We start from the raw sequence: 21,905 nt of genomic DNA on the forward strand, positions 1-21,905 counted from the left end.
CTACTCTGAGCGCCGTCAGGGAGGAGGGGCCGGTCATGGCGTTGCCGCGCAAAGGGAGTCGTCTCATCACCGTGGATGACACGGTCTATCGCTGGTCGATCAGACCTCGGCCGACCTACTCGCAGGGCCTCGTCTGGTGGTCCCTGACCTTCGCCGTCGAGATCGCCGACTCCCCGAGACAGGTTCTGTCGGTGAGGACTTCGCTGCCCAGGCTGGACAACTGGCTAGGGCTCCGAAGCAAGCCGGTCACCCCGCGGATGGTGGAACGGACCATCAGAGCGGCCCTCGCCGCTGGCTGGAAGCCCCAAACGCCTGGCAGAACCTTCGTGTTCGACCTGCAGGACTAAGACCGCCGAGAGACGGTTGGGCCGGCGCGCCGGCCGATGCCGGCCGCAGGCCGCCAGCAGGCCGAGCGCGACCGGCCCGCGCCGCGCTTGCGCGGCGCCTTGATCCAGAACAGATCAATTCGGCAGTACAGGTCGCACCTCAAGGTCGCACCTCAACGTGGCCGATAGGTTGGCCGGAAAGTCAGTTGGGCCATAGGGTTGGGCGGAGGCTCGGAGCGGAAACCGTTACGCCAGAGCGTGGCACTGCTGGCATCATGTCCCGATGCGTCTTAGTTGGGATGAGACCTCGAACAAGATCGTTACCGAAGACGGCGCAGCTATAGGTGAACTGCGCAACATTGAAGATTACGACATTCCTTCTGAAGCGGTCGCCGATGTCTCGCTACGGGAATGGAAGCAGCTATTCCGCGAGGTTTTGACGAAGCGCGGAGAGGTGGTCAGCCCGGCCATCTGGCGGCGCGATAAAAAGTTCATCTTCGTGGATGATCTCGAATCGGGCAAGGTTGAGGTTTCGATTGATGCGCATGGCCCTCAATGGGACCTGGACCAGGTGAAGCGGACGATCGAGGCCTTATGTTTAGCCTCAAACGATGAATTGCACGAAATCGTCTATCAGGAGGAATACTGGATCTTCCACCTTGTATGCGATCCCGACGATCGGACAACTGAGCAATTATTCGCGCTTCAAGGTGCCTGCGCCGACCTATTGAAATTACCGGACGGTCCTGGGCTGGAGGCGTTAACTCACGCGGAGTCAGTGCATCGTATGGTGCTGGCTGGCGGAGGCGTGGCGATCGTTGGATTGAGGGAATCGTCGTGGCTGGAGGTAAAGTCTAGGGCCTACAACTCTGCCGTCTTCGCAGATGAAATCGAGCTTGCTCAAGATGTGGCACGTTTCGCTAACGGCTCGGAGTCCGCACTCTTGCTGCTCGGGTATCGCACCTCTAAGCGGGATGGGGTGGACAGGATCACTAAGATCTGCCCGCTGCGTATTGAGGAAAGCTTATGCAGTCGATATCAGCAGCTCCTGGATCGGAGGGTCTACCCGCCGCTAGAAGGTCTTAAAATCGATTACGTTGCAGCAGGGTCCGGGGGTTTGCTCGCAATACTTATCCCGAGGCAGCCTGAGGCAGCCAAGCCCTACCTCGTGCACGGTGCCATTATCGACGGCAAAAACGAGGGGTCTTTCATCTCGATCATCCAAAGGCGCGATGAAGGATCTCGCCCCATGTCTCCAATGGAAATCCATGCACTACTATCCGCTGGTCGATCAGCTTTGAGAGGTACATTCGGGAGTTGATCATGGTTCCGGCGTGCGGTAGGTACTGCTGTGCGACGCAAAGCGAGTCACTGATCAAAGAGACGGCCCGGTCAGGTATCGCCGACTCACTCGATCCAGCGCCAACTGCCAGGGATAGCCATTGAAGTGATCACCTCCGGAGCCCGGAGCGTGAGGCTCGAACTCGCCCGGTCCGAGTAGGACTTCCACGCCTTCGAGCCGAAGCTGTTCGATGCTCCGGTGAAGCGGCGCGCGGGAAGCGAAAGCGCTATTGACGAAGGGTAGGACGACCACTGGGATGCCGAGCCCGGGTGCTTCGGCTAGCAGGCCGAGAGCGTAGGTGTCGGCGATGCCCTGGGCGAACTTGTTGATCGTGTTGAAGGTCGCGGGGGCAACGATGATCGCGTCTGCTCGGGGACTCTTCGGATCACCAGGCTTGCGGTATTGGTTGCGCACCGGCCGGCCCGTCTGTTCCTCCAGCGCTGGCACGTCGATGAAGTCGAGGGCTGATGGGGTGGCGATGATCTGGACGGTCCACCCGTCGTCCTGAGCGAGCTTGGCCAGCTGACCGACTTCACCGGCCGGGCCGGCGGCGCAGACGATGATGTAGAGGACTTTGCTGTCGGTGCTCACGCGGCGATTCCGTAGGCGTCGGCGAACTCGCGGGCTTCGCGGCGGACGGTGATCGGCGCGGTGGCGACCAGGTCGCCGACGAGCTTGTGGATCCGCGGGCGTCCGGTGATCTCCTCGGGGGCAATCTGCCCGGCCGCCCGCATGGTGTGGAGGGCCTGTTCGTGCTTGCCCCACATGAGGAACGCGCGCGTGACATCGAGCAGGAGCACGGCCTTGCGTTCGTTGATCGGCAGGGCGTCCAGGTCGATGCGGCGGGCGTAGTCAATGGCGGTGCCGGCGTCGCCGAATCGCAGCGCTGCGTTGACCCGGTGGCAGAGCACGTTGTTAGGGCCGAAGGCGGTCCACATGTGATTGCCCTCGTGGCCGAGACGGTCGCCGGCCTGCTCTGCCTCATCGAGTAGTTCGGTGGTGGTGTGACGGTCGCCGTTGTGAGCGGCTGCGATCGCGCCGCGGAGTAGGAGCGAGCCGTAGACCGACAGGTCGTTGTCCGTCGGCTGGGTGAGCGCCGCGTCCATGCGCTGGGCGGCGCTGCTGGCGTTGATGGCTGCGGCGCCGTGGTGGCCGCCGTCCATGAGGGCGTGGGTGATGATCCGGGCACTGGACCCGATCATCAGCGGCACCTCGGTCTGCTGCGCGGTCTGGACGCTGCGGTCCGCAGCCAGCCACGCAAGGCCCTTGTCGCCCTGCTTGAGCAGGATGGAGGCGGCGACGTGGTACGCCTCCGCGGACAGCGCCTGCGCCTTGCGCTGCTGGGCGCCGTCGGTGGCGGTCGACGCGGTGCGTAGGGATCGAAGGAGCGGCGGCAGCATCGTGAGCACTTCGCCGTACTTGCACGCCTGGTAGTCACGCTTGGCGGCGGCGACCGTCGCGGATAGGCGGGTGAGGTTGACCGGGCCGGCGGCCGGCGTCGGCATCTCGGTGAGGGCCGTGGCCAGGTCGTCGATGCCGCTCGCCGCCGGTTTGGGGGTTGGCTCGGTCTCCGCCAGGATGGCGCCGAAGAGGGCGGCCCCGGTGAGGCCAACGAACTCGCGACGTCGCACGGCGTTGTCCTCCTCCGGTCGCGGATCTCTCTCCACGCTACGCGTCGAGTTGACCGTGCCCGTTGCATCGGAGTGGGAACCATCCCGGGCCGAGATGCTGCGCGGCGCCAGTCCGAGCGTCATGCGTGCGGTGTCCGGTAGTCGGAGCCCGTCGGCGATGCGTTCGTAAACGTCCAGCGTGGTGACCTGCTGGCTTCCCGCCATGATGCCGCTGACCTTGCCCTGACTCATCCCGATCAGGCTGCCGATCGCGGTCTGCGACATCCCGGCGTGCTGGCGCACCAAGCGGAACACGTGAGCGATGTCGCGCGACTGCAATGCGGTGAGCATGTCGGGCCGGGTCCAGATGGAGCCGGGGATCTCGGACTTCAATGGCACGTCCCTCCGCCAGGGCTTCCACGTCTCGTGATCCATCGTGGCCTGCCGATGGCCTATCCCGTCAAGGGATACCGCCGCGGAATGGGTTGAAAGGGTCTTGCGGCCGACCCTTTACGCATGACGAGCGATCAGATCAACGCGCAGGTTGCCGGGTCGTGTCGTAGCTGTGAGGGGCGCGGTTGGCGGTTGGCCTCGCCGCGCCGGACGGTGCGAGTCGACGAGATCACGGATCGGCTGATGCGCCGTGGCTGCCCCGACTGTGCGACCACGGGTGTCGCGTCGCGGGTGGGCTGACCAGTGTCAGGCGCGCTCGCTGCGTCGACGAGCGGGCGCCTGCGTAGGAGGCAATGGAAAGTGGCTGATCTGTCCTTTTCTCTCGACGAGCCCCCGGCGCGTCCGCCGAAGGAATGCGGCGACGAGCTGATGTGGCACTTGTCCTTCCGGCTATTCGTCGATCACCGGCCGGATGCGGACGGGTTCTGCATCACCTGCATACCGAGTGAGTTCATCCCTTGCGTGGCGCGGCATCTGGCCGTCCGTGGACTCCTGGCATCGTGCGGGGTGTCCGAACCGGGGGCGGTTCGATGAGCGGCAAGCACGGCACCGTGTTCCGAGTCCGGAGCAGGGGCCGGCTTACCCCGCAGGCTATTCGAGAGGTGCGGTTCCGGAGGACTGCGGGGTTTCTCCAGGGCGTACGGGCCGACGATGTCCACCAGTTCGTCGACCAGGTCTCGGAGGACGTCGCTTCGCTGTACGACGAGCTGGCCACGGTGTACGCCGAGAACTATCGGATCAAGACTGCGTTGCGCGACTGGCAGAGCGCGCAGGCAGTGCCGTCGTCGGCCGCTCACGATCAGGCGGACCGGTGACCCGGGCAGGCCCTCCCCGGCGGAGGACGGTGTGCATGAACGCCCGGCCCAAGTCCTCGAATGGGCCTCCACCGGTCCGTCAGCCGAAGGCCGGTGACGTGGTCCGCCTGACCACGAAGGCCAGCGTGCAGTTCGCCGGCGTCTGCGCGATGGTCTTCCGGATCATCCGCGTTGATCCGCGGGAGACGTACGCCGGCTGGGTCTGGCTGATCGGGTACTCCCTCGACGCGAGCGGCAGGGCCATTGAGCGCCGCGAGGTCTTCGTGCAGATCGCCGGGCTGATCTACGTGACGACGCCCCGCGTGCCTCCGGCTGAGTGAAGGGGCCGGATAGCTGTCCTTGACGCCGGTTCTGCCCTGGGAGACGCCCACCGGCAAGCGGGTGACAGCCGACCTGGTGATCTACGGCAAGACCGGCATCCCGCTGGACCGGAACGTCTTCAACCGCTACGCCTGGTGGCCGGCGGCTGCGGCGGCCGGGATCGCGAGAACCCGCGTGAAAGGGATGCACGGCCTCCGGCAGTTCTACGCCTCGGCCCTTCCTGGACGGCGGGGAGTTGATCAAGGCGCTGGCTGCCTACCTCGGCCACTCGGACCCCGGATTCACCCTCCGGACGTACACCCACCTCATGCCCAGCAGTGAGGAACGAACCCGCCGGGCCATCGACCTGCTGCTCGGCGGCGAGACGGTCCCGCGCCCCAGCGACGGCCCAGACAGGTCCGAGCAGCACGAAACCGCAGCTTGAGGCCCTGCGCCTCGCCGTACACCAATTACCGCTAAGCACCGGAACGCCGCCCGCTCCGGTCGCACACTGGGGCGATGAGTACCACGGTGCTGGGCGGCGTACTGGGCCTCGCCCTGTTCGTCTTCGGCATGCGGATGGTGGTCCGGGGCGAGGCGCCGGGCATGATCGCCCGCTCGTTCCGGTCGGCCCGCGACGCGGGGTACTACCACCTGCTGTTCGGCCTGGCCCTGCTGATCTACGTGGGCGGCCTGCACCTGCGTACCGTCGTCGCCGGGCAGGCCGCCGCACTGATCGCGATGGCCCTGGTGGCCGTGGCTCTGGTCCGGTTCCGGCCCCGGGGGCGCGGCCCGACTCGCAAGGCATGAACCGGACCGGCTAGGAATGACCCATGGACCTGACCCACGCCGTCCTCTCCTTCGCCCTGCTCGGCGCCCTGCTCACGATCACTCCCGGTCTGGACACCGCGCTGGTCCTGCGGTCGGCGGTGACGATGGGCCGCGGTCCCGCCTTCGCCACCGCGCTCGGCGTCAACGTCGGCGCGCTGACCTGGGGTGCGGCCGCCGCGGTCGGCGTGTCGGCGCTGCTCACCGCGTCCACCGTCGCCTACACGGCGCTCCGGGTGGCCGGCGCGGCGTACATGATCTTTCTGGGTGTCCGGATGATCCGTGCGGCCGTCCGCGCCGCACCGATCGAGTCGGCCGCCCCCGGCCCCGCCGCCCCGACCTGGTGGAGCACCTTCGGCAGGGGCCTGCTCACCAACCTGCTCAACCCCAAGGTCGGCGCCTTCTACGTGGCGGTCCTGCCGCAGTTCATCCCGCCGGACACGTCACCGCTCGGTGTCGGACTGCTGCTCGCCCTGGTGCACGACCTGGAGGCGCTGGTCTGGTTCGCATTGATCATTTTCGGCGCGCAGGCCGCGCGCGGTGTCCTCGCCCGCCGCTCGGTCCGGCGTAGCGTCGACGCGGGAACCGGCGTGGTCCTGCTCGGCTTCGGCCTGCGCCTGGGTCTCGCCAGCCGATAGCCGAAACAGGGAAGCTACAGCCGAACAGGGAAGAAGGTGGCAAGCGCGGTGCTCGACCCCGTGGTGGACCTGGACTGGCTGCACGCCCACGCCGGTGACGTGATCCTGGCCGACGTGCGGTGGTACCTCGACGGCCGGTCCGGCCACGAGGCGTACCGGAAAGGTCATCTGCCCGGCGCGGTCTTCATCGATCTGGACACCGCGCTGGCCGCACCCGCCTCGCCGGCCGAAGGCCGGCATCCGCTGCCGGACCCGGAGGTGTTCGCCGCGGCGATGTCCGCCGCCGGGATCGGGGACGCGTCGACAGTGGTCGCCTACGACGACGCCGGCGGCGTCATCGCCGCTCGTCTCGTCTGGTTGCTGAGCGCTCTCGGGCGCGAGGCCGCGCTGCTCGACGGAGGCCTGCTCGCGTACGACGGGGAGCTGACCACCGAGATCCCGGTCCCGTCGACAGCCGTCTTCACCCCGCGCCCATGGCCCCGCGAGCGGCTGGCCGATCTGGCCGAGACCGTCGACGGCGGCCACGTGGTGCTCGACGCCCGGGACGCGGCCCGGTTCCGTGGCGACACCGAGCCGGTCGATCCGCGCCCGGGCCACATCCCCGGCGCCCGTAACCTGCCCTGCCGGGACAACGTGTCCGCCGACGGCCGCTTCCTCCCGGTCGCCCGGCTGCGCGAGCGGTTCGCCGCGGTCGGCGCGGACGGCTCGGCCGAGGTGATCTCCTACTGCGGCTCGGGCGTGACCGCCTGCCACAACCTGATCGCGCTGGAGCACGCCGGGCTGGGGGAGGGCCGGCTCTATCCCGGCTCGTGGTCGCAGTACAGCCACACCGACCGCCCCGCCGCCATCGGCGACTGAGTTCAGCTCAGCTCGTGCTGCCGGGCCTGCTCCTCGATCCAGCGCTGGTGTGCCTCCCAGGCGGCCTGTTTGCTGGTGCCGAGGGCGGCGCCGATCTGGGTCCAGGAGGCGCCGGCCGCGCGGGCCGACCGCACCATGGCCTGCCGGCCGTAACCGGCCTTGCGGATCACCACCTCGCTCAGCGCCAGCATCTCCAGCATCTCCGCGGGGGAGAGGGCCGCTCCGCCGTCGTCCGGGTGCACGGCCGCGAGCGCGTCCCGCATCCGCAGGTCGTCGTAACGGCGAGTAGCGGTGATCAGCGTGTGCTGTCGTTCCAGCTCGTCCGGGGTCGCCATGGCATTCAGCCTTTCGTCAGGCGGCCTTGACGTCAAGGTGCCCTGACGGAGGTAGGTGAATTTGCCTCACTTCTCCCGCTAAATCGGCTATAAAGCCGCCAATTCTTCAGGTTGGACAGTCATGGTCGACTCAACCGTTCGGCCAGGTTTTGCCGGGGGGTCGTGGCGACCCGCCGATGAACACTCCCTGTCGCACAAGCTGTGTGGCACCATCAGGTAACCCGTCAACCGCAACCTTTAACGCGGGAGCCAAACATGTCATCAAGGAAGCTGGGCCGCCTCGCGGGCTTGGTTTTCGTTCTGGTTGCCGCCTTTGGCGGCGTCGGTGCGGTCAGTGTTGCCGAGCAGAGTTCATCGGACAGCGTCGCGGTGGTTTTCTCGACGCTCGACGCAGTCTGGACATGATGCCGCGATCGGCTGGCTAATCCAGAGTCACCGTTAGGAGCGTCATGAGCGGGCCCAGGGCATCCTCAAGGCGCTCCTCGGTTTATGCGTGGCTGGTCACCGCGCCGCTGGGGCTCTTCGGGATCATCTGTTTCGCGGTGTTCGCGACCGGCGAAAACGGGTGGTACAAGGCGTGGACCGGCGGGTTGATCATCGCGGCCGGCGCCGTCGCGGCGGGTGTGGCGGTAACGCACATCGTCATCGGCCGGCAGACCTACACCGTTGTGGTGACCGAAACGCCGCTGATCGTCGGCCTCTTCTTTCTTCCGCCGGCAATGGTCATTCTCGCCATGACCTGTTCGGCGCTGATCACCTACATTCGGCTCGAGCCCGCCAAACTGGGATTCAACGTCGCGAAACAGGCGGCTTCCACCTCGGCTGCCCTGATCGTCATGGCCTTGCTGCCGCCGGTCCGCGATGCCGGACCCGGCACCTGGGGCATCCTCTTCGCCGCCGGGGCGGCCAGCGCGATCGCTTCGCACACCTTCGTCGCCGGCGTCATCGCCGTGGTGCAGAGCGCGCACGCCGGGCGGCAGGCATTGATCGCCGGGTTGCCGACTCTCATCACCTCCGGGATCAGCATCCTCATCGGCCTGGTCTTCGTGGTCACGCTCGACGTGACCTGGTGGTCCGTCATCCTGCTCGCCGGCCTGATCCTGGCCATCGTCCTGGTGCTGCGCTCGTTCGCCGGGGTCTTCCGGCAGCATCGGACGCTCGCCGAGGTCTATGAACTGACCCTGGCTCTGCGCGACGAGGTCGACGCCGGCGGCCTGCCCGACGTGCTGCTCGGCCGGGTACGCACACTCATGCAGTCGGAATACGCGACGCTGTGGCTGCCCCCGCAGGGCCGGCACCCCGAGGTTCTGCTCACCGCCCGGGTCGACGACAGCGCGGGTCTGTTCGACATCTCGCCGACGCCCTCGGTGGTTCGCAGCCGGGTGGTGGAGACCGGCCGGGCCGTCGCGGTGGGATCCCAGTTCGAGACGGCCACCGACCTGCGGAACTCGATGCGGCGGCACAACCTGCGTGATCTCATCGCAGTGCCGCTGCGCTCCGGACCGATCACCATCGGCACACTCGAGGTGGTCAACCGGGTCGGAGCGACCTCGACGTTCCGGGACGCGGACGTGCAGGTGCTGGAGACGATCGCCGCGCATGTGGCCGGCGCCGTCGAGAACTCGCGGCTGGTCGACCGCCTCCGCTACGACGCCTACCACGACCGGCTCACCGCCCTGCCCAACCGCCGCCGGATCGTCGACGCGCTGGCCGAGTCGGTGACCGTGCGCGCCGAGGACGAGGTCGTCGCCATCCTGCTCTTCGACGTCGACGGCCAGCGCAACGTGAACGAGTCGATGGGCCACGCGGCCGGCGACAAGCTGCTGGTCGAGGTCGCCGAGCGGATCCGCGGCATCGCCGACTCGGGTGCCCTGGTCGGCCGGATCGGCGGCGACGAGTTCGTGGTGACCCTGCGGGCCGCCAGCATCGAGGCGACCATCGAGCTGGCCACCCAGATGCGCGAGCGGCTGCGCGGCCCGATGGCCGTGGGCTCACTCACCCTGGACGTGGACACCGCGGTCGGCGTCTCGGTCTATCCGGACCACGGCAGCGACCCGGAGACCCTGCTGCAGCGCGCCGAGCTGGCCGCCAACGCGGCCAAGGTCCTTCCGTACGGCGTGCAGCCCTTCCACCCGGCCCTGGAGTCCCGCGCCGTGCGCCGCCTGGGCATCGCCGCCGACCTGCGCCGCGCCATCGACAACGACCAGCTGGAGGTCTACTTCCAGCCCAAGGTGACACTGGCCGACCGGCATGTGCTCGGCGTGGAGTGCCTGGCCCGCTGGGCGCACCCGACGCACGGCGAGGTCGCCCCGGAGGACTTCGTGGCGGTGGCCGAGCACACCGGCCAGCTGGCCCGGCTCACCGAGGTGGTGCTCACCGCCGGCCTGCGGCACTGCAAGGCCTGGGCGGACGCGGACCGGCCGCTCTCCATCGCGGTCAACCTGTCGGCCCGCACCCTGCTCGACTCGCGCTTCCCGGACCTGGTCCGGGAGCTGCTGGAGGAGCATCGGGTGGAGCCCTGCCAGGTGACCTTCGAGATCTCCGAGCCGGGCATGCTCAACGACATCGAGCGGGTGCTGCCCACCCTCTACCGGCTGCGCGACCTAGGCGTCCGGCTGAGCGTCGACGACTTCGGCACCGGTGCCTCGTCACTGGGCTACCTGCGCCAGTGGCCGGTCCACGAGGTGAAGATCGACGACACCTTCGTCCAGGGCATGGCGACCGACTCGGGGGATCTCGCGATCGTCCGGGCGATCGTCAGCCTGGCCCGCGAATTCGGTCTCACCGTGGTGGCCGAGGGCGTGGAGAGCGAGCTCACCCTGGAGCTGCTGGAGGAGATGGGCTGCGAGATCGGTCAGGGCTATCTGTTCAGCCGGCCGCTGCCGTTCGAGCGCCTGGAGGCCTGGCTCAGTGCTCAGACCGAGCCCGAGTCCACTCCGACCGGTGAGGTTCGCAGGCTCCGAGCTGTCATCTGACCTGCGGTTTTGTGTTGTCGGGGGGTCGATTTCACCCCAGGGTCGGAGCCGTGTAGTCTTACTCCTGCAGCGAGCGAGAGATCGCAAGCGGCAAGCCCCCTTAGCTCAGTCGGCAGAGCGTCTCCATGGTAAGGAGAAGGTCTACGGTTCGATTCCGTAAGGGGGCTCTACCGGGTTCGTTCCCGCCCCGCCCGGCGTTGGACGTGAGCCTGGCTCGGCGGTGTAGCTCAGATGGCAGAGCAAGCGGCTCATAATCGCTGTGTCGCCGGTTCAAGTCCGGCCACCGCTACTCTTCTAGTCGGGCCTCAAATCCGAGGCCCACTTTGCAGAGCGACCGACTGAGCGTCTACGCTGATTGGTCGTCAAGTTAGATCCCGTTAGCAGGAAGGCACCCCGCCGTGGCCAAGGCGACCGACGTACGTCCGAAGATCACCCTGGCGTGCACGGAGTGCAAGGACCGGAACTACATCACCAAGAAGAACCGGCGCAACGACCCCGACCGCATCGAGCTGAAGAAATTCTGCCCGCGCGACGGGAAGCACACCCTGCACCGCGAGACTCGCTGAGCCTCGCAGCCCCACAGCTTCTCTCTGCGCCGCCCGGAGTTACTCCGGGCGGCGCATTGTAGTTTGTGGGGTATGCCCCTGGATCAGACGTTTGCCGGCCGGACCTGGCCGCCCACCGAGACCTACCTCGTCGGCCGGGAGAAGATCCGCGAGTTCGCCCGCGCGATCGGCGCCACCGACGCCGAGTACCACGACCCCGAGGCGGCCCGCGCTATCGGATACCCGGACGTGGTGGCCCCGCCGACCTTCCCGGTCGCCATCACCATGGCCGCCAGCCGCCAGGTGGTGAACGATCCCGCTCTCGGCCTGGACTACAGCCGGGTGGTGCACGGCGACCAGCGGTTCGCGTACACCCGCCCGATGGTGGCCGGGGACGCGGTGGTCTGTGTGAACTCGGTGGACGAGATCATCACCCGGGGCGGCCACTGGTTCCTGACGATCCGCACCGAGGTGCGCACCGAGGCCGGCGACCCGGTCGTCACGGTGTGGTCGAAACTGGTCCAGCGCGGCGAGGAGCACTGAAGATGAACGAGATCCTGGAACCGCAGACCTTCCGGGTCACCCGGGCCGACCTGGTCCGCTACGCCGGCGCCTCCGGCGACTTCAACCCGATCCACTGGAGCGACCGGGTCGCGACCGGGGTGGGCCTACCCGGCGTCATCGCCCACGGGATGTTCACCATGGCCCTGGTCGGCCGCGCGGTGACCGCCTGGGCCGGCGCCCCGGACACGGTGCGGGAGTTCAGCGTGCGGTTCGCCCGGCCGGTTCCGGTGCCGGACACCGACGAGGGGACCGAGGTCGTCGTCACGGCCACGGTGAAGGAAGTCACCGAGGATGGGGACACCCGGCTCGCCCTGACTGCCACGTGCAACGGAGACAAGGTACTGTCTCTGGCACAGGCGCTTGTCAGGAAGCGGTAGCCCGGGTTGGGATAACCAAGGGCGTACCCGTACACTGGTGCGCCGTGGGGCTGTGAGTCGCAAGACGACGGTCCCGCAAAGGGGTGTAGCTCAATTGGCAGAGCAGCGGTCTCCAAAACCGCAGGCTGCAGGTTCAAGTCCTGTCACCCCTGCGCAATCCTCCTCGACGTGCCCGCCCGGTGCGCGGTTTGCACAGTCCGCGTCCGGTCGAGTGCTGACGGGAAATCAACACCACCGACGACGGAAGTAGGGCGAAGTGGCCGATAAGGACCGGCCCGGTGACGACGTCCCGGGCGACGACGAGCTGCTCGCCGACTCCGCCGGCGGTGGCGATGCCGATGAGGCCGACGACGCACCGGTGACCCGTGGCGGCGGCACCGCCGTCGCCGAGCGCACGAAGGACGACGACACCCCGAAGACGAAGAAGGAGCGCAAGCGCACCGGATTCTTCGGTCGGATCGGTGGGTTCTTCCGCGAGGTCATCAGCGAGCTCCGCAAGGTCATCTGGCCGACGCGCAAGGAGCTGCTGACCTACACCGGCGTCGTGATCGCGTTCGTCACCGTGATGACGGCGATCGTGACGGTCCTGGACTACGCGTTCGGCAAGGGGATCCTGTACGCGTTCGGCGGCAAGTGAGCCGTAACGCGGCGGAAATCCGAACCGAGTGACTTATCTGGAAGTGAGCGAGCGTGCCTGAGTACGACGACGAGACCGCGCAGTTTGCTGACGAGCAGTCGTCGCCGGTCACCGAGGAGTCGGTCGAGGAGCTGGCCGACGAGACCCCGGTGGCGGTCCAGGCGCCCGAGGCCGACGAGGACTACGACCCGGTCAAGGAGCTGCGGCAGAAGCTGCGGTACGCGCCCGGCGACTGGTACGTCGTGCACTCCTACGCCGGTTACGAGAACAAGGTCAAGACCAACCTCGAGACCCGGATCACCAGCCTCGACATGGAGGATTTCATCTTCCAGGTCGAGGTGCCGACCCGCGAAGAGGTCGAGGTCAAGAACGGCAAGCGCAACCAGGTGCAGGCCAAGGTCTTCCCCGGCTACATCCTGGTCCGGATGGACCTGACCCCGGAGTCCTACTCCTGCGTGCGCAACACGCCCGGGGTGACCGGCTTCGTCGGTGCCACCGACCGGGTCGACCGGCCGGCGCCGCTCTCCCTCGACGAGGTGCTGAAGTGGCTGGCCCCGGCCGTCCAGGCCGAGGAGAAGAAGGCCAAGCCCGAGATCAAGGTGCTGGACTTCGAGGTGGGTGACTCGGTCACCGTCACCGACGGCGCGTTCGCCTCGCTGCCGGCGTCGATCAGTGAGATCAACGCCGACCAGCAGAAGCTGAAGGTCCTGGTGTCGATCTTCGGCCGGGAGACCCCGGTCGAGCTGAACTTCAACCAGGTCACCAAGATCTGATCGCCGGGTCCCCGGCGAGATCAGTGGGAGGGGCCGCCGTCGAGCGGCCCCGCCATCAACCACAGGAGTACTGAGAAATGGCACAGCGCAGCAAGGTCTACCGCGCGGCGGCGGAGAAGATCGACGCCAACAAGCTCTACGAGCCGAAGGACGCGGTCGCCCTCGCCAAGGAGACCAGCTCCAAGAAGTTCGACGCCACCGTCGAGGTCGCGATGCGCCTGGGTGTCGACCCGCGCAAGGCCGACCAGATGGTCCGCGGCACCGTCAACCTGCCGCACGGCACCGGTAAGACCGCCCGCGTCATCGTGTTCGCCCAGGGCGCGAAGGCCGAGGAGGCCGTCGCGGCCGGCGCCGACGAGGTCGGCACCGACGAGCTCGTCGCCCGGATCCAGGGTGGCTGGCTGGAGTTCGACGCCGCCATCGCGACGCCGGACCAGATGGCCAAGATCGGCCGGATCGCCCGGATCCTCGGCCCGCGTGGCCTCATGCCGAACCCGAAGACCGGCACCGTCACCATGGACGTGACCAAGGCCGTCAACGAGATCAAGGGCGGCAAGATCACCTTCCGGGTGGACAAGCACTCGAACCTGCACCTGATCATCGGCAAGGCGTCGTTCACCGCCGAGCAGCTGGTGGACAACTACGCGGCCGTGCTCGACGAGGTCCTGCGGGCCAAGCCGTCGGCAGCCAAGGGCAAGTACCTGAAGAAGGTCACCGTCGCCACCACGACGGGCCCGGGCGTCCCGGTCGACCCGAACGTGCAGAAGAACCTGCGCGGCGACGCCACCCAGGCCTGATCGCCCGCCAGCCAGACGACGAAGCCCCCGGGGACATCCCCGGGGGCTTTTTCGTGCGATCCTTGCCGCCATGCGTTTCGACGGCGTCTGGTTCCGGTACGCCCGCCGTGCGCCCTGGGCGCTGCGCGAGGCGGCCGCCAGTGTCGAGCCCGGGCAGACAGTGGTGGTTCTCGGCCCCAACGGCGCCGGCAAGTCCACCCTGCTCCAGCTGGCCGCCGGTGTGCTGCGCCCGGTGCGCGGGACGATCCGGGACCGGCCGCGGACCGTCGGCTGGGTTCCCGAGCGCTTCCCGGCCGACCAGCCGTTCACCGCGCTCGGCTACCTGCGCGCGATGGCCGAGCTGCGGCGTGCCCCGGCGTCCGCTGCCGACGACTGGATCGACCGGCTGGGCCTGACCGAACACACCGGCACCCCGCTGCCCGCGCTCTCCAAGGGCACCGCGCAGAAGGTCGGCCTGGCCCAGGCCCTGCTCACCCCACCCGGCCTGCTGGTGCTCGACGAACCGTGGGAGGGGCTGGACGCGCGAGCCCGTACGCTGATCCCGGACATCGTCGCCGAGATCACCGCAACCGGCGGAGCGGTATTGGTCAGCGACCACCGCGGCGAGATCGCCGGACTGCCCGAGGCGACCCACTGGTCGGTCGCCGCCGGCGCGCTCCGGGTGGAGACGACCGTCCCGGCCGCTGCGCGACCGGACGCCGACGAGGTGGTGGTCGAGATCGCGGTGCCCCGCACGGCAGCCGACGACGCGGTGGTCCGGCTCCGCGAGTCAGGTCACCGCGTGCTGGGCGTCCGAGAGATCAAAGACTTCGCGGTACGCCCGGAGCCGCCGGCCGGCGCTCGGTGGGAGGGCCCCCGATGATCGCCCTGGTGCGCATGCGCCTCGCCGGGTTCTTCCGCGGCGGCCGGGCACTCGCTCCGCTGATCGCCGTGCTGGTCGTCCTCGGCGTGCTCTACGGCGGCGGTGCCTCGCCGGCCGCCAGCGCCTACGGCTATTCGGCGGCCGCGCTCTTCCCGATCCTCGCCTGGCTCGCCAAGATCCTGCTCGACACCGAGCCGGACGTGCAGCGCCGCCTGGCCCGCCTCACCGTCGGCCCGGTCCGCGAGGGTGCCGCCGGCCTGCTCGCCGCCACCCTCGCCGGCGCGGCCGTCTGCGCCGCCGCGATGGTCGCCCCACTGCTGTTCCACGGCATCCGCCCACCGGAACCCGGCTCCCACGAGGCCTCCCTCGCCGCCGGCGTCCTGCTCGGCGCCCTGGCCCACCTGCTGTCCCTGATCGCCGCGGTATCCCTGGGCGCCCTGTCCGGCCGAGCCGTCACCCGCCGCGTCCTGCCCGGCGTTGCCGTCCTGGTCACCGGCTCACTCCTGGTCGTCATCCTGGGCCTCACCGGCTCGATCGCCCCATGGCTGGTCCCTCCCGTGATGGCCACCGCCCGCGCCCTGAACGACGGCAGCACCCCGCCGGTCACCCAGCTCACGCTCCTGACCACCTGGACGGTCACCTGGTCCGCCGTGGCCCTGACCGGCTACGCCCGCCTGCGCCGGTCCCGCTCCTGACCGGTCGTGCCGGCTCGCGCCGTTTCTGCTTCTGACTGGTCGTGCCGGCTCGTGCCGTTTCTGCTTCTGACCGGTCGTGCCGGCCCATGCCGATTCGGCTCCTGACCGCTCGCGCCGCTTACGCGCCCGACCGATCGGCGCCTTCGTGCCCGCCGATCGCGCGCTCGTGGCTCGCCGCTCATAGCCCGCCCACCCAAGGGGTAGCCCCCGCAATCAGTGTGGCCGGGATTGGCCGGCATCAAGAGGCCGGCTGTGGACAACCCGTAGCTGTGGATTCGCCTTTGAGGCAGATCGCTGGAGCGCTGCTGGCAGGCCCTCGTCGCCCGTTGTCCGGCGATGGTTCTTGAGGCAGTCGGCGGTGTGCTGGGTTGTCGGCGATATCAGGCTGTGCGGCGGCGGCGAGCGGGGGACTGGCTGCACTCCGGGCGCGGGCGGGCGTGTGGCGCTCGGGCTCGTAGGCGTGCTGGCGGGGTGGACGTGCTTGAGGCGGGCAAGGGCGGTGGGCTGGGCGTGGGCGAGCGTGTGGCGCTCGGGCTCGTAGGCGTGCCGACGGGGCGGACGCGCTCGGGAGCGGGCAAGGGGGAGGCGGGCTCGGCGCGGGCGGGCGTGTGGCGCTCCGGCTCGCGCGCATGCTGGCGGGCGGACGTGCTCGGGTCGTGGCAGGCGCGGACGTGCTCGGGTCGGGCTGGAGCCGACGTGCTCAGGGCGGACAGGCGCGGACGTGCTACGGGCCGGCCGCGGGAGACGGGCTCGGTGCGGGCGCGCTCGTGGCGTACCCGAATGGGGTCGGACGAGGCGGGCCTTAAAGCGCGTCGCGGTCCGAACATGGGCGGCGGTGGCGGGGGCCGGTGGGCGATTTGGTTTTTGGTGGGGTAGCCGCGTACTGTTGCTTTTCGAAGTTCCACCCATAGACCGCTGGTCGCCGCAGTGGCCGTCGTGAGACGGACGCCGCGGCCGAAGGTTCCGCAAGAGCGGGCGACCTGCGCAGGGAGAACGGTTCGTGATGTGACGGCGTGCGTTCGCGCGTGCTGGAAATCCGCCCCGTGCCCTGCGCCGGGGCGTTTTGCTTTTCCGGGCCCTCTCGACCAGTGGCAACGAGCACTGAGGAGAGGAGGGACATGGCGGACAAGCCGGTCCGGGCCGACAAGGCCACGGCCGTCGCCGAGCTGACGGAGAACTTCCGTGGTTCGACGGCCACCGTGTTGACCGAATACCGCGGCCTCACCGTCAAGCAGCTCACCGAGCTGCGGCGGGCGCTGGGCCAGCAGGCCAAGTACTCCGTCGCCAAGAACACGCTGGCGAAGCGTGCTGCTGGCGACGCGGGCATCGAGGGCCTCGACGCACTGTTCACCGGTCCTACCGCGCTCGCCTTCGTGAGCGGTGACGTGGTCGAGGCGGCCAAGGGCCTTCGTGCCTTCGCCAAGGCCAACCCCGCTCTCGTCATCAAGGGCGGCGTCTTCGAGGGCAAGGCCCTCAGCGCCGACGAGGTCAACAAGCTTGCCGACCTCGAGTCCCGTGAGGTGCTGCTGGCCAAGCTGGCCGGCGCCATGAAGGGCAACCTGACCAAGGCGGCCGGTCTGTTCCAGGCCCCGCTTGCTCAGGTGGCTCGCCTCGGGGCGGCCCTGCAGGAGAAGCGCGAGAAGGAAGGTGCCGCGGAGGCCTGATCTGGCCTTGCGGTGCCCACGCACGTTCTACATCAGAAGCTAGGAAAGGTTGCCTAACATGGCGAAGCTCAGCACCGAGGACCTGCTCGAGGCGTTCAAGGAGATGACGCTGATCGAGCTCTCCGAGTTCGTGAAGCAGTTCGAGGAGACCTTCGAGGTCACCGCCGCTGCTCCGGTCGCGATCGCGGCCGGCCCGGCTGCCGGTGGCGCTGCTGCCGAGGCTGCTGTCGAGCAGGACTCCTTCGACGTCGTTCTGGAGAGCGACGGCGGCAAGAAGATCCAGGTCATCAAGGTCGTGCGTGAGCTGACCGGCCTGGGCCTGAAGGAGGCCAAGGACACCGTCGAGGGCGCGCCGAAGGCGATCCTCGAGGGCGTCAACAAGGAGAAGGCCGAGGCCGCCAAGGCCAAGCTCGAGGGCGAAGGCGCCAAGGTCACCCTCAAGTGACCTAACGCTCCTCAGCGTTTTTCTTCGATGGCGGAGATCCGACTCGGGTCTCCGCCATCGGCGTTCTCCCGGACATCGGACCTGGTCAGCAGCGCGTGTTCGGGCTGCTACCGGGGCGGGTGACAAAGCATCACAAAGCTCGCCATCCATGCAGTAAGGTCGCTTTGGTGCGGCGACCGGGCGACCGTGTCCGTCCGACCCGCGGCACAGCCCTTGACTGTGTGTCCCCTGACAGGCACGCTGATGGCAGCAAGTTTCCGCGCTTGCGACAGCCGCCCCGTGGGTAATCGGTTGACTCGATGACCACGAACCGGCACCCGAGGAAGATGCGCCGCGTTTCTTGAGCGGCCCCGGCCACGGCGTTGACCACGATGATGCAGGTCAGCGGTGCTGGGGACTCGTTCCGCAGGCCACTTCGTGGTGTGGGCTGGACAGCGGTTAGCCAAGCGGCTACACTGCTAGTTTGCGCTGCCTTCTGTCTTGACGCCTGTCGTTGTATCCATGTCTATGGATGTCGACGGGTGTCTTTTGGAGTGCACGCAGACCAGTTGCATCAGCAACTCAGCCGCATAGCAGCACCGGTCCTCGGAAGGACGCATCTTGGCAGCTTCCCGCCCTGCGAAGACCAGCCGTACGTCGAGCGCTTACGCACCCCGCCGTGTCTCTTTCGGCCGGATCACCGAGCAGCTAGAGGTCCCCAACCTCCTCGCCCTCCAGACGGACTCCTTCGACTGGCTGGTTGGCAACGAGGCTTGGCAGGCCCGGACGACGGACGACCCGCACGCCCACTCGGGCCTCGCAGAGATCCTCGAAGAGATCAGTCCCATTGAGGACTTCTCCGGCACTATGTCGCTGTCCTTCTCGTCTCCCCGATTCGACGAGGTCAAGGCCTCGATCGAGGAGTGCAAGGAGAAGGACCTGACGTATTGCGCGCCGCTGTTCGTGACCGCGGAGTTCACCAACAACACGACTGGCGAGATCAAGAGCCAGACCGTGTTCATGGGCGACTTCCCGATGATGACCCCCAAGGGGACGTTCGTCATCAACGGTACCGAGCGCGTCGTGGTGAGCCAGCTCGTCCGCTCGCCGGGCGTGTACTTCACCAAGGAGCCGGACAAGACCTCCGACCGCGACCTCACCAGCGTCAAGGTCATCCCGAGCCGGGGTGCCTGGCTGGAGTTCGACATCGACAAGCGCGACACCGTCGGTGTCCGCATCGACCGTAAGCGTCGCCAGGCCGTCACCGTCCTCCTCAAGGCGATCGGCTGGTCCGCCGACCAGATCCGTGAGCGCTTCGGCTGGTCCGAGCTGCTCATGACGACGCTGGAGAAGGACCACATCGCCGGGCAGGACGAGGCCCTGCTCGACATCTACCGCAAGCTGCGTCCGGGCGAGCCCCCCACGCGGGAGAACGCGCAGACCCTGCTCGACAACCTCTTCTTCAACCCGAAGCGGTATGACGTCGCCAAGGTCGGCCGTTACAAGTTCAACAAGAAGCTCGAGATCGACGTCCCGATCGTCCGGGGCACGTTGTCCGAGGAAGACATCGTCAAGACCGTGGAGTACCTCTGCCGGCTGCACGCCGGTGAGGAGGGCTACGAGGCCGACGACATCGACCACTTTGGCAACCGTCGTCTCCGCACCGTCGGCGAGCTCATCCAGAACCAGGTCCGCGTCGGCCTGTCCCGGATGGAGCGCGTCGTCCGCGAGCGGATGACGACCCAGGACGTCGAGGCGATCACGCCGCAGACCCTGATCAACATCCGCCCCGTGGTGGCTGCGATCAAGGAGTTCTTCGGTACGTCGCAGCTGTCCCAGTTCATGGACCAGACCAACCCGCTCGCGGGTCTGACCCACCGCCGCCGCCTGTCGGCGCTCGGCCCGGGTGGTCTGTCGCGTGAGCGGGCCGGCTTCGAGGTCCGTGACGTGCACCCGTCGCACTACGGCCGGATGTGCCCGATCGAGACCCCCGAGGGCCCGAACATCGGTCTGATCGGTGCGCTCTCGACGTTCGCGCGGGTCAACCCGTTCGGCTTCATCGAGACGCCGTACCGCAAGGTGGAGAACGGTGTCGTCACCGACGAGGTGCACTACCTCACCGCTGACGAGGAAGACCGCTTCATCAAGGCCCAGGCGAACGCCGTGCTGTCCAGCGACAACACGTTCGCCGAGGACCGCGTCCTGGTCCGCCGGAAGGGCGGTGAGGTCGACTACGTTCCCGGTGAGCAGGTCGACTACATGGACGTGTCGCCGCGGCAGATGACCTCGGTCGCCACCGCGATGATCCCGTTCCTCGAGCACGACGACGCCAACCGTGCCCTCATGGGCGCGAACATGCAGCGTCAGGCCGTGCCGCTGGTCAAGGCCGAGGCGCCGCTGGTCGGCACCGGCATGGAGTACCGCGCCGCTGTCGACGCCGGTGACGTGGTCGTCGCCGAGGTCGCCGGTGTGGTCGAGGACCTGTGCGCCGACTACGTGACGGTGCACCAGGACGACGGCCACCGCCGCACCTACCTGCTGCACAAGTTCCGCCGCTCGAACGCCGGCTCCTGCGTCAACCAGAAGCCGGTGGTCTTCGAGGGTGACCGGGTCGAGGCCGGCCAGGTCATCGCCGACGGCCCGTGCACCGACGAGGGGGAGATGGCCCTGGGCCGTAACCTCCTGGTCGCGTTCATGTGCTGGGAGGGCCACAACTACGAGGACGCGATCATTCTGTCGCAGCGCCTCGTCCAGCAGGACGTGCTCACCTCGATCCACATCGAGGAGCACGAGGTCGACGCCCGCGACACCAAGCTGGGTCCGGAAGAGATCACCCGCGACATCCCGAACGTCAGCGAGGAGATGCTGGCGGACCTGGACGAGCGCGGCATCATCCGGATCGGCGCCGAGGTCGTGCCCGGCGACATCCTGGTCGGCAAGGTCACGCCGAAGGGCGAGACCGAGCTGACGCCGGAGGAGCGGCTGCTGCGCGCGATCTTCGGTGAGAAGGCCCGGGAGGTCCGGGACACCTCGCTGAAGGTTCCGCACGGCGAGACCGGCACCGTCATCGGTGTCCGCACGTTCTCCCGCGAGGACGGCGACGAGCTGCCCCCGGGCGTGAACGAGCTGGTCCGGGTCTACGTGGCGCAGAAGCGGAAGATCCAGGACGGTGACAAGCTCGCCGGCCGGCACGGCAACAAGGGCGTCATCTCCAAGATCCTGCCGGTCGAGGACATGCCGTTCCTCGAGGACGGCACCCCTGTCGACATCGTGCTCAACCCGCTCGGTGTCCCCTCGCGTATGAACATCGGCCAGGTCCTGGAGACCCACCTCGGGTGGATCGCCAAGACCGGTTGGTCGATCGAGGGCGACGACGAGGAGTGGAAGCGCCAGCTCCGCTCGATCGAGGCGCACGAGTCTCCCGCCGACAGCAACGTCGCGACCCCGGTCTTCGACGGTGCCCAGGAAGAGGAGATCAAGGGCCTGCTGGAGTCGACCCTGGTGAACCGGGACGGCAAGCGGCTGGTCAACGGTGACGGCAAGGCGCAGCTGTTCGACGGCCGCTCCGGCGAGCCGCTGCCGGACCCGATCTCGGTCGGCTACGTCTACATCCTGAAGCTGAACCACCTGGTCGACGACAAGATCCACGCACGGTCGACCGGCCCGTACTCCATGATCACGCAGCAGCCGCTCGGTGGTAAGGCCCAGTTCGGTGGCCAGCGGTTCGGTGAGATGGAGTGCTGGGCGATGCAGGCCTACGGCGCGGCCTACGCGCTGCAGGAGCTGCTGACCATCAAGTCCGACGACGTTCTCGGCCGCGTGAAGGTGTACGAGGCCATCGTCAAGGGCGAGAACATCCCGGAGCCGGGAATCCCGGAGTCGTTCAAGGTGCTTCTCAAGGAACTCCAGTCGCTGTGCCTGAACGTCGAGGTGCTCTCCAGCGACGGTGTGGCCCTGGAGATGCGCGAGACCGACGACGAGGTCTTCCGGGCCGCGGAGGAACTCGGCATCGACCTGTCCCGTCGCCCGAACGAGGGCGTCAGCAGCGTCGAAGAGATCTGACGGAGAGCGTCCCCGGTCGGTCCCG

The 21,905-nt window shown here is 68.0% G+C and carries 23 protein-coding genes and 3 tRNA genes; 23 read left to right on the forward strand and 3 right to left on the reverse strand.

Features of this window, described 5'->3' with window-relative positions:
* The first annotated feature begins 35 nt into the window (after positions 1 to 35).
* The gene (locus Actob_RS02925; RefSeq protein ID WP_284918444.1) at positions 36 to 347 is read left to right on the forward strand and encodes a hypothetical protein; all 312 of its coding nucleotides are present in this window, start codon (positions 36 to 38) and stop codon (positions 345 to 347) included.
* Between the two features lie 262 nt (positions 348 to 609).
* Complete coding sequence (locus Actob_RS02930; RefSeq protein ID WP_284918445.1) at positions 610 to 1,647, forward strand: AlbA family DNA-binding domain-containing protein; 1,038 nt, start codon at positions 610 to 612, stop codon at positions 1,645 to 1,647.
* 54 nt (positions 1,648 to 1,701) lie between these two features.
* On the opposite strand, the gene Actob_RS02935 is transcribed toward Actob_RS02930, so the two are convergent.
* Both Actob_RS02935 and Actob_RS02940 read right to left on the reverse strand, forming a co-directional pair.
* Positions 1,702 to 2,259, reverse strand: a complete 558-nt coding sequence (locus Actob_RS02935) for a flavoprotein (protein ID WP_284918446.1) — start codon at positions 2,257 to 2,259, stop codon at positions 1,702 to 1,704.
* Positions 2,256 to 3,671, reverse strand: a complete 1,416-nt coding sequence (locus Actob_RS02940; RefSeq protein WP_284918448.1) for a helix-turn-helix domain-containing protein — start codon at positions 3,669 to 3,671, stop codon at positions 2,256 to 2,258. The genes Actob_RS02935 and Actob_RS02940 overlap by 4 nt, the downstream gene beginning before the upstream one ends.
* 662 nt (positions 3,672 to 4,333) lie before the next feature.
* On the opposite strand from Actob_RS02940, the gene Actob_RS02945 reads away from it, so the two are divergent.
* From Actob_RS02945 to Actob_RS02965, 5 genes are all read left to right on the forward strand, one after another.
* Positions 4,334 to 4,546, forward strand: coding sequence for a hypothetical protein (locus Actob_RS02945; protein WP_284918449.1), 213 nt, complete (start codon positions 4,334 to 4,336; stop codon positions 4,544 to 4,546).
* A gap of 35 nt (positions 4,547 to 4,581) precedes the next feature.
* A complete protein-coding gene (locus Actob_RS02950; protein WP_284918451.1) occupies positions 4,582 to 4,866 on the forward strand; it encodes a hypothetical protein in 285 nt (94 codons plus the stop codon).
* Positions 4,867 to 5,365: 499 nt separating this feature from the next.
* Positions 5,366 to 5,656, forward strand: coding sequence for a hypothetical protein (locus Actob_RS02955; protein WP_284918452.1), 291 nt, complete (start codon positions 5,366 to 5,368; stop codon positions 5,654 to 5,656).
* A gap of 23 nt (positions 5,657 to 5,679) precedes the next feature.
* Positions 5,680 to 6,312 carry a LysE family translocator gene (locus Actob_RS02960; RefSeq protein WP_284918453.1) on the forward strand — a complete coding sequence of 211 codons (633 nt, stop codon included), beginning with the start codon at positions 5,680 to 5,682 and terminating at the stop codon, positions 6,310 to 6,312.
* Positions 6,313 to 6,360: 48 nt separating this feature from the next.
* Positions 6,361 to 7,170, forward strand: coding sequence for a sulfurtransferase (locus Actob_RS02965; RefSeq protein ID WP_284918455.1), 810 nt, complete (start codon positions 6,361 to 6,363; stop codon positions 7,168 to 7,170).
* Positions 7,171 to 7,172: 2 nt separating this feature from the next.
* On the opposite strand, the gene Actob_RS02970 is transcribed toward Actob_RS02965, so the two are convergent.
* Positions 7,173 to 7,505: a hypothetical protein gene (locus Actob_RS02970; protein ID WP_284918457.1), complete on the reverse strand. Its 333-nt coding sequence runs from the start codon at positions 7,503 to 7,505 to the stop codon at positions 7,173 to 7,175.
* Positions 7,506 to 7,760: 255 nt separating this feature from the next.
* Between Actob_RS02970 and Actob_RS02975 the strand changes: the two genes are divergently transcribed.
* The 16 genes from Actob_RS02975 to rpoB all read left to right on the forward strand — a co-directional run bounded on the left by Actob_RS02975 (position 7,761) and on the right by rpoB (position 21,880).
* Entirely contained in the window at positions 7,761 to 7,910 is a 150-nt protein-coding gene (locus Actob_RS02975; RefSeq protein ID WP_284918458.1) for a hypothetical protein, read from the forward strand.
* Positions 7,911 to 7,954: 44 nt separating this feature from the next.
* Positions 7,955 to 10,480, forward strand: a complete 2,526-nt coding sequence (locus tag Actob_RS02980; protein ID WP_284918459.1) for a putative bifunctional diguanylate cyclase/phosphodiesterase — start codon at positions 7,955 to 7,957, stop codon at positions 10,478 to 10,480.
* A gap of 94 nt (positions 10,481 to 10,574) precedes the next feature.
* A tRNA-Thr gene (locus tag Actob_RS02985) sits at positions 10,575 to 10,647 on the forward strand.
* Positions 10,648 to 10,696: 49 nt separating this feature from the next.
* Positions 10,697 to 10,769, forward strand: a tRNA-Met gene (locus tag Actob_RS02990).
* 109 nt (positions 10,770 to 10,878) lie between these two features.
* Positions 10,879 to 11,046, forward strand: coding sequence for a 50S ribosomal protein L33 (gene rpmG / locus Actob_RS02995; protein ID WP_014440704.1), 168 nt, complete (start codon positions 10,879 to 10,881; stop codon positions 11,044 to 11,046).
* A gap of 72 nt (positions 11,047 to 11,118) precedes the next feature.
* On the forward strand, positions 11,119 to 11,568 hold the full coding sequence (locus tag Actob_RS03000; protein WP_284918460.1) for a MaoC family dehydratase N-terminal domain-containing protein: 450 nt from the start codon (positions 11,119 to 11,121) through the stop codon (positions 11,566 to 11,568).
* A gap of 2 nt (positions 11,569 to 11,570) precedes the next feature.
* On the forward strand, positions 11,571 to 11,966 hold the full coding sequence (locus tag Actob_RS03005; RefSeq protein ID WP_284918461.1) for a MaoC family dehydratase: 396 nt from the start codon (positions 11,571 to 11,573) through the stop codon (positions 11,964 to 11,966).
* A 79-nt stretch (positions 11,967 to 12,045) separates the two neighbouring features.
* Positions 12,046 to 12,118, forward strand: a tRNA-Trp gene (locus tag Actob_RS03010).
* 104 nt (positions 12,119 to 12,222) lie between these two features.
* Positions 12,223 to 12,603, forward strand: coding sequence for a preprotein translocase subunit SecE (gene secE / locus Actob_RS03015; protein WP_284918462.1), 381 nt, complete (start codon positions 12,223 to 12,225; stop codon positions 12,601 to 12,603).
* Positions 12,604 to 12,656: 53 nt separating this feature from the next.
* Positions 12,657 to 13,376, forward strand: a complete 720-nt coding sequence (gene nusG / locus Actob_RS03020) for a transcription termination/antitermination protein NusG (RefSeq protein ID WP_284918464.1) — start codon at positions 12,657 to 12,659, stop codon at positions 13,374 to 13,376.
* Positions 13,377 to 13,453: 77 nt separating this feature from the next.
* Complete coding sequence (gene rplA / locus Actob_RS03025; protein WP_284918465.1) at positions 13,454 to 14,173, forward strand: 50S ribosomal protein L1; 720 nt, start codon at positions 13,454 to 13,456, stop codon at positions 14,171 to 14,173.
* A gap of 70 nt (positions 14,174 to 14,243) precedes the next feature.
* Positions 14,244 to 15,035, forward strand: coding sequence for an ATP-binding cassette domain-containing protein (locus Actob_RS03030; RefSeq protein ID WP_284918467.1), 792 nt, complete (start codon positions 14,244 to 14,246; stop codon positions 15,033 to 15,035).
* Positions 15,032 to 15,730 (forward strand): hypothetical protein, encoded by a 699-nt coding sequence (locus Actob_RS03035; protein ID WP_284918468.1) that lies wholly within the window; start codon positions 15,032 to 15,034, stop codon positions 15,728 to 15,730. The genes Actob_RS03030 and Actob_RS03035 overlap by 4 nt, the downstream gene beginning before the upstream one ends.
* A 1,118-nt stretch (positions 15,731 to 16,848) precedes the next feature.
* Positions 16,849 to 17,394, forward strand: coding sequence for a 50S ribosomal protein L10 (gene rplJ / locus Actob_RS03040; RefSeq protein ID WP_284918470.1), 546 nt, complete (start codon positions 16,849 to 16,851; stop codon positions 17,392 to 17,394).
* Positions 17,395 to 17,452: 58 nt separating this feature from the next.
* Positions 17,453 to 17,839 carry a 50S ribosomal protein L7/L12 gene (gene rplL, locus Actob_RS03045; RefSeq protein ID WP_284918472.1) on the forward strand — a complete coding sequence of 129 codons (387 nt, stop codon included), beginning with the start codon at positions 17,453 to 17,455 and terminating at the stop codon, positions 17,837 to 17,839.
* Positions 17,840 to 18,439: 600 nt separating this feature from the next.
* Positions 18,440 to 21,880, forward strand: coding sequence for a DNA-directed RNA polymerase subunit beta (gene rpoB / locus Actob_RS03050; protein WP_284918473.1), 3,441 nt, complete (start codon positions 18,440 to 18,442; stop codon positions 21,878 to 21,880).
* Positions 21,881 to 21,905 lie beyond the last annotated feature (25 nt).

Source organism: Actinoplanes oblitus (assembly GCF_030252345.1).
Taxonomy (GTDB): domain Bacteria; phylum Actinomycetota; class Actinomycetes; order Mycobacteriales; family Micromonosporaceae; genus Actinoplanes; species Actinoplanes oblitus.

Coding starts and splice junctions, on each gene's coding strand:
- Actob_RS02950 (WP_284918451.1), top strand. CDS start 4,582: ATGAACGCCCGGCCCAAGTCCTCGAATGGGCCTCCACCGGTCCGTCAG.
- Actob_RS02930 (WP_284918445.1), top strand. CDS start 610: ATGCGTCTTAGTTGGGATGAGACCTCGAACAAGATCGTTACCGAAGAC.
- rplA (WP_284918465.1), top strand. CDS start 13,454: ATGGCACAGCGCAGCAAGGTCTACCGCGCGGCGGCGGAGAAGATCGAC.
- Actob_RS02960 (WP_284918453.1), top strand. CDS start 5,680: ATGGACCTGACCCACGCCGTCCTCTCCTTCGCCCTGCTCGGCGCCCTG.
- Actob_RS02980 (WP_284918459.1), top strand. CDS start 7,955: ATGAGCGGGCCCAGGGCATCCTCAAGGCGCTCCTCGGTTTATGCGTGG.
- Actob_RS03035 (WP_284918468.1), top strand. CDS start 15,032: ATGATCGCCCTGGTGCGCATGCGCCTCGCCGGGTTCTTCCGCGGCGGC.
- Actob_RS02925 (WP_284918444.1), top strand. CDS start 36: ATGGCGTTGCCGCGCAAAGGGAGTCGTCTCATCACCGTGGATGACACG.
- Actob_RS02970 (WP_284918457.1), bottom strand. CDS start 7,505: ATGGCGACCCCGGACGAGCTGGAACGACAGCACACGCTGATCACCGCT.
- Actob_RS03000 (WP_284918460.1), top strand. CDS start 11,119: ATGCCCCTGGATCAGACGTTTGCCGGCCGGACCTGGCCGCCCACCGAG.
- Actob_RS03030 (WP_284918467.1), top strand. CDS start 14,244: ATGCGTTTCGACGGCGTCTGGTTCCGGTACGCCCGCCGTGCGCCCTGG.
- Actob_RS02955 (WP_284918452.1), top strand. CDS start 5,366: ATGAGTACCACGGTGCTGGGCGGCGTACTGGGCCTCGCCCTGTTCGTC.
- Actob_RS02975 (WP_284918458.1), top strand. CDS start 7,761: ATGTCATCAAGGAAGCTGGGCCGCCTCGCGGGCTTGGTTTTCGTTCTG.
- rplL (WP_284918472.1), top strand. CDS start 17,453: ATGGCGAAGCTCAGCACCGAGGACCTGCTCGAGGCGTTCAAGGAGATG.
- rplJ (WP_284918470.1), top strand. CDS start 16,849: ATGGCGGACAAGCCGGTCCGGGCCGACAAGGCCACGGCCGTCGCCGAG.
- Actob_RS03005 (WP_284918461.1), top strand. CDS start 11,571: ATGAACGAGATCCTGGAACCGCAGACCTTCCGGGTCACCCGGGCCGAC.